1 protein-coding gene and 1 riboswitch are annotated in these 6239 nt (G+C 48.0%); the gene reads right to left on the reverse strand.

The features are described from left to right. Window positions 1-4829 (reverse strand): DUF4347 domain-containing protein (locus N7974_RS19835; protein ID WP_262967269.1); only part of this gene is annotated, 4829 nt, incomplete at its 3' end. A 39-nt stretch (window positions 4830-4868) separates the two neighbouring features. Beyond that, a riboswitch (cyclic di-GMP riboswitch) is annotated at window positions 4869-4951 on the reverse strand. Between the last annotated feature and the right edge of the window lie 1288 nt (window positions 4952-6239).

The raw sequence follows: 6239 nt of genomic DNA on the forward strand, positions 1-6239 counted from the left end.
ATGGTGACTGTACCCGTTGGTGCATCATTAACGTTGATCACATGGGTAGTTGCAGAGCTGGTGACGCTTTCAGGGGTCTTCTGCAGATCCGTATAACTGGCTGTTACGGTGATGGCTTTGCCTACTTCCGCCTGAGTTAATGTTAATGTGTTGGTTGTAGCGTTGGTAATGACTACGTTATCGGCCAACCATTGGTAGCTGATAGTACCTAGACCATCGATATCTGCCAGCGTATTCGTTGCTGTCAGAGTTTGGTTTTGCGAGGCCGTACCGGTGATGGTGACAGTGCCGGTAGGCGCGTAATTTGAATTCACCACTTTGGTTGCCGAGCTGCTGATGGTTTCAGCGGTATTTTGTTGATCGGTATAACCCGCTTTAACGGTGATGGTTTTGCCTACTTGCTCTTGTGTCAAGGTCAAGGTTGAAGCGGTGGCACCGGTAATAATCGACCCATCTGCCAGCCACTGGTAAGCAATCGTACCCAGACCATCGATATCATCAAGCGTGTTCGTTGCTGTTAATACATGGTGTTGCGAAGCCGTACCGGAGATAGTGACCATGCCGGTAGGTAAGTCATTAATATTGGCTACGGCCGTGGTGACAGAACTGATTACACTTTCCGCTGTACCCAGCACGTCAGTATAACCGGCTTTTACGGTAATGATTTTGCCGACTTCTGCCTGACTTAGCGTTAGTGTTGTTGCTGTTGTACCGCTAATGGCGATATCTCCGGCGTACCATTGGTAAGCTATCGGGCCCAAACCATCGATATCGTCCAAGGAATTGGCAACTGTCAGCGTTTGGCCTTGAGTGGGCGTACCGGAGATAGTGACTGTGCCGGTAGGCAAGTCATTAACATTGGTTACAGCGGTGGTGACAGAACTGGTTACACTTTCCACAGTACCCAGCATGTCAGTATAACCGGCTTGAACCGTGATGGTTTTGCCCACCTGTGCCTGACTTAATGTTAGTGTTGAAGCTGTGGCGCCGGTAATGGCCGTACCATTAGCCAACCATTGGTAAGCAATCGTACCCAGACCGTCGACATCAGCCAGCGTGTTCGTTGCTGTTAATATCTGGTTTTGCGTCGCGGTACCGGTGATAGTGACAGTGCCGATAGGGGCATCATTAGCATTGATGACTGCACCGGTTGCAATGCTGCTTACGTTTTCAGCGGTACCGAGTAGATCGGTATAAGCGGCTTTAACCGTGATGGTTTTTCCCACTTGCGCCTGAGCCAAGGCCAATGTTGAAGACGTTGCGCCGCTAATGGCCGTGCCGTTGGCCAGCCATTGGTAAGCAATCGTACCGAGGCCATCAATATCCGCCAAGGTGTTCGTCGCAGTCAGTGTCTGGTTTTGTGTTGCCGTGCCGGTAATGGTGACAGTGCCGGTCGGTGCATCATTAACGTTGGCAACATTGGCAGTAGCCAGGCTGCTGACGCTTTCAGCGGTGCCTTGCAGATCGGTATAAGCGGCTTTTACGGTAATGACTTTGCCCACCTGTGCCTGCGTCAAGGTCAGCGTGGCTGCGGTTGCGCCGGTAATAGCCGTACCATCAGCCAGCCATTGGTAAGCAATCGTACCGAGACCGTCGACATCCGCCAGCGTATTGGCCGCAGTTAATACCTGATTTTGCGTCGCCGTACCAGTGATGATGACAGTGCCGGTTGGGGCATCATTAACATTGCTCACGTTGCTGGTTGCAACGCTGCTTACGTTTTCAACGGTTTTCTGTAGATCGCTATAGCTAGCTGTTACGGTAATGGTTTTGCCTACTTCCGCCTGACTCAAGGTCAATGTTGATGATGTTGCGCCGCTAATGGTGATGCCGTTGGCCAGCCATTGGTAAGTAATTGTGCCGAGGCCGTCGACATCTGCCAGCGTATTGGTTGCGGTTAATACCTGATTTTTCATCGCCGTACCGGTGATAGTCACTGTGCCGCTAGGCGTATCATTAACATTGACTACGGCGAGAGTTGCAGCACTGGTCACGCTTTCAGAGGTATTCAGCACATCACTATAGTTAGCTGTTACGGTAATGGTTTTACCCACCTGCGCCTGAGCCAAGGCCAATGTTGAAGTCGTTGCGCCGCTAATGGCCATACCATCAGCCAGCCATTGGTAAGCAATCGTACCAAGGCCATCAACATCCGCCAAGGTGTTCGTCGCAGTCAGTATCTGGTTTTGTGTTGCCGTACCGGTGATGGTGACCGTACCGGTCGGTGCATCATTAACGTTGGCAACATTGGCAGTAGCCAGGCTGCTGACGCTTTCAGCGGTGCCTTGCAGATCGGTATAAGCGGCTTTTACGGTAATGACTTTGCCCACCTGCGCCTGCGTCAAGGTCAGCATGGCTGCGGTTGCGCCGGTAATAGCCGTACCATCAGCCAGCCATTGGTAAGCAATCGTACCGAGACCGTCGACATCCGCCAGCGTATTGGCCGCGGTTAATACCTGATTTTGCGTCGCCGTACCAGTGATGATGACAGTGCCGGTTGGGGCATCATTAACATTGCTCACGTTGCTGGTTGCAACGCTACTTACGTTTTCAACGGTCTTCTGTAGATCGCTATAGCTAGCTGTTACGGTAATGATTTTGCCCACTTCCGCCTGACTCAAGGTCAATGTTGATGATGTTGCGCCGCTAATGGTGATGCCGTTGGCCAGCCATTGGTAAGTAATTGTGCCGAGGCCGTCGACATCTGCCAGCGTATTGGTCGCGGTTAATACCTGATTTTTCATCGCCGTACCGGTGATAGTCACTGTGCCGCTAGGCGTATCATTAACATTGACTACGGCGAGAGTTGCAGCACTGGTCACGCTTTCAGAGGTATTCAGCACATCACTATAGTTAGCTGTTACGGTAATGGTTTTACCCACCTGCGCCTGAGCCAAGGCCAATGTTGAAGTCGTTGCGCCGCTAATGGCCGTACCATCAGCCAGCCATTGGTAAGCAATCGTACCGAGGCCATCAACATCCGCCAAGGTGTTCGTCGCGGTCAGTGTCTGGTTTTGTGTTGCCGTACCGGTGATGGTGACTGTACCGGTCGGTGCATCATTAACGTTGGCAACATTGGCAGTAGCCAGACTGCTGACGCTTTCAGCGGTACCCTGCAGATCGGTATAAGCGGCTTTAACCGTGATGGTTTTACCCACCTGCGCTTGGGTCAAGGTCAGTGTTGAAGTCGTTGCGCCGGTAATGACCGCACCATTAGCCAGCCATTGGTAAGCAATCGTGCCGAGGCCATCAACATCTGCCAAGGTACTGACCGCTGTCAGTGTTTGGTTTTGCGTTGCCGTACCGGTGATGGTGACAGTACCGGTAGACGCATCATTCACGGCCGCGACAGTGATAGTTACTGTCGCTCTAGTGGATAGCAATCCGCCATCGCTGGCTACATAGCTAAAGTTGGCCAGGCCGTTAAAGTTGGCAGACGGGGTAAAACTGACCGTGCCGTCGGCATTTAATACCGCTGTGCCGTTGTTGCCGGAGGTGACACTGGCGATGGTTAAGGCCGCGCCTTCAACATCAGTATCATTACCCAGCAATTGTGCTGCCGTATAGATAATCAACGTGTCTTCAGTCGCAGTGAGGTTATCATCGACGGCTACCGGAGCAGTATTAACCTGAGCAATATTGATTTGTATATTATCTAACGACATGGCAAACTGATAACCGTCAGTTGGTGTTTGCTGATAACCGGCATAATGAATCCAGAAAGCGCCAATATTATGAAAAGCGCTATCAAGCGTCAAAACACCATTAAAACCATTGGTGACGATTTGACGAGCTATATAGGCACCACTATTGGCATCGGTATCCAGCGTTGGATTTAATGCCGAGGCATAACCCAAAATTTCCCAATAATCATTGTCGCCGGCCACGCTGGTTACTGACTCACCGGTGCTTTCGCTTATGTAAGTGCCAGTGGCATACGGATTTTCATCACTAGCCAACGCATCAAAATTAAGTGATGTCAGGCTAAATGAGGTACTATCCAAAGCCCTGATATAAAGTCCACTCGAATCTGAATGATACATCACGTTTCTGTCATTAGTCGTTCCACCACGGTGAACATGGGCGATGTTGTTGGAAGTATCTTCGACAATACCTACCACAAAGCCATCTTCATAATAGGCACCCGCGGCATTTGTGCCAGCAGTAAGACCACCGGATTGAGGAGCAACATTAGCAAAACCGGCATAGGCAGACTGAGTCATACCTATGTTGCCCGGTGTACTTGCAACTTGTGGATTATCCACTTCACCTTTATTAAAGTTTATAACAGCCGCACCTGCTAATATTCCGTTATAAACCGGTTGCAAGGCTATTGCCTCAATAGTCCCGGTAGCCGCTTCCAATACCCAATTGCCGCCCAAGGCCGTTGCGCCGGTTAAGTCAGTTGACGCCGCCACATCGGCACTGGTTAAGGCTGAAAATTGATTGATAAAATCCAACCCCACGGGGTCTGCTGCGACATTACAGCCATACAGCAAAATATCACCAGTAGCGGTTAAGGCATTACCTATCGTCGCCAGCTGGCTGGTGTATTGCTGTAAATTGTCAGTAGTTAGGGTAGTTGAACCCAAACTGATACTGCCTGCACTGCCGTGGGAAATAATTTGCAGGCTTTGCAACGGAACAAAATTTTGTGTGTTTGCGGCTAACGTCGTCAGGTAAGCACTGATTTGCGTGAGCCCATCAGAACCCGAATCAAGAATTAACACAGCCGTATCGGTGCCAACATCGGCGGCCAAGCTTTGCCAGTTGCCAACTTGGCTGTCGATGACTAACAATTTTTTGACTGGAGTAATGACTTGATTCATGGTTAATGCCTTATGTTCTGTCTTTCGTTAAGTGACGAAAGAGGCAGCCCGGCTATCTTAAGTTAAATTCAAGATCCGTGGCTTTCCGAGCCCGCTTCACAACGGGGGTGGCAAAGTTATAGTTTTGCATGATCTTTATGCAGTATTTTCTTTGCTGAGAGCAAACCAGTTGCGATAGTTGTTGCTGGTTTATTCTATGTTTTAAACAGCATTTTTTATGCCAAATCTTAAAAAACCAAGAAAAATCCTTTTCTTACAACGGGTTGATTGCTGTTACTGTTACAGTTGCAATAAATACTGGTGCGAAACTGGGGGGGCACGATTAATTAAACTGTGTTATTTGACATAAAAAAATGAAAAGTAGGTGATATGACGTAATTTAAACAAAGCCGCCCTGTTTAGCTTTACGTTTATAAGCTTGTTGTTTCAATTGCCTTCCGGACGAAGGCAATCCCGGATAAATCAAGGCGTATTTGTTAGTCACCATTATAATTAGCTGTTTGGTTGGTATACCCGGTTTCGCTTGGTTCCCACTCGCCCAGTGTTTGAGTGATATTCGATGTTCAAGTTTTTAAGCTTAGAAAAACAGTAGGAAAACCGGTAAGCGAATCAGTGTTGGAATTGGACGTATTTCAACAGCATGTTGATGAACAAGACTGCGCAGTTTATAAAAAATTTGGTCACTGATTTAGATGTAGCTCTCAGAAAGCTAAAGCTCAATGCTAAACTGACGCCACTACAAAAGATTTGACTGGGATTTTTTTTGACGGGAATGTTGCTGACAAATTCGGTGTGCTGGGTAAAGTTTGAGCGTGTGAGCTTGGGGAAATATAAGCTTGGCGCTCTTTCGTGAATGTTTCGCGAAGCAAAAATAGTTTGGGATTATTTACTTTTGGTGAGTGTGACATTGGTTTTGAAGCGGCACGGAGATTACCGAAGGCTTACTGGTTCTTGATGAATCGGATCGGGCATGCTCAAAGTGAAGCAAGTAAATGTATGATGTTCATAAGCAAAACACCATGTTTCAGAGTAAAGTCCTGGATTTTCTTTGATTAAACAAAGATGACGCTGAAAAGGATACACATACATTATCCTAATCAGTATGGCTTTCCGCTTCTGGATATCAGTAAAATCATCATCCCGATGATCAGTTTTCTGCACCTAATCCAGACCCAATCCAGCATAAGTGCAAGATTTTTTGCTTAACTTAACGGCATTGGGAGCAACGTTAGCGCATCTTCAATTTGACGAAAGGTTACATTGATGTCATGCCGCTGTTTTATTAGACATCTTTCCTAAATAATCAACATAGAGCTTGGTCTTAATAAGGTTAAAATAGCGACCTGCCTTTGAAAACACGGATAGCCATGACCCCTTATGCCCAACTGCCCAAGCACAAGCCTGAAGAAT

Source organism: Methylobacter psychrophilus (assembly GCF_025583945.1).
GTDB lineage: Bacteria > Pseudomonadota > Gammaproteobacteria > Methylococcales > Methylomonadaceae > Methylobacter_C > Methylobacter_C psychrophilus.